The 800-nt window shown below is 50.8% G+C and carries 1 protein-coding gene; it reads right to left on the bottom strand.

Going from position 1 to position 800, the window contains the following annotated elements; translation table 11 throughout:
* The coding region (locus DBY97_RS11345; protein ID WP_199900769.1) for a contractile injection system protein, VgrG/Pvc8 family at window positions 1-591 on the bottom strand (591 nt) is incomplete at its 3' end.
* Window positions 592-800 lie beyond the last annotated feature (209 nt).

Raw genomic sequence — 800 nt, 5'->3', positions numbered from 1 at the left:
GACGACTACGTCGCCATGTTGTTCATGCTGTTCGAAGGCATACCAGATGCCTTCTTCTTCACACAGACGGTTGATAAAGTCGAAGTCGCTTTCGAGATACTGGGTCACATACTCGCGTACGCTGTAGTTGCGGCTCTTTTGGAAACGGTAGTCGACACCGGAGAAACCGTGGTGTTTGAAGACGGCGGCAACGATGTCGGGGACGGTTTGGTGTTGAAACAGCCGGGAAGTTTGGAAATGTTTCATTGCCGCGAAACGCGGCTCTAAAACAAAGCGGTAAACGGCTTCATCCTTGGATACCGACAACTTCTCGCATGAGGTGATAATGCCCTGCCATTGCTTTGCCGGCGGGTTGTCTGAAGCAGACCCGAATGCCCCGGCCACTTCCGACAGTAAGCCTTCCTGCGGACGAATCTCAAACGCTGCGCGCTGGTTGAGGTAGGAAGACAGAGGCAGGGAGGAATCGGTCGAGGTGGCAGTGATTTCGACACGGTAAGCGGTATTGACCGCTTCGGATGCGCTGAAAGAGCGGACTGAAAGTGAGGGGGAAAAACGGGCAAAGGTAAGGTGGTAGGATTGGCGGGCGGTCATGACAGACAATTTTAGAATGACAATGAATTTGATATATTAACTTGGATTATGCTGATGGTAAAGCAAATGGGATAAATGGAAAAAAGGCCGTCTGAAAGGTAATCAACCTTGTTGACTTCCCCTTCAGACGGCCTTTAATCTGCCTTATTCAAACAAAACGTCTATGCCCTCTTCCCCAACTTCCAAGCTCGCTCGCTCCGGCATATGAC

Origin of the sequence: Neisseria subflava, assembly GCF_003044645.1 — a bacterium.
Taxonomy (GTDB): Bacteria; Pseudomonadota; Gammaproteobacteria; order Burkholderiales; family Neisseriaceae; genus Neisseria; species Neisseria subflava_B.
This window is presented reverse-complemented; position numbering and strand designations above follow the sequence as displayed.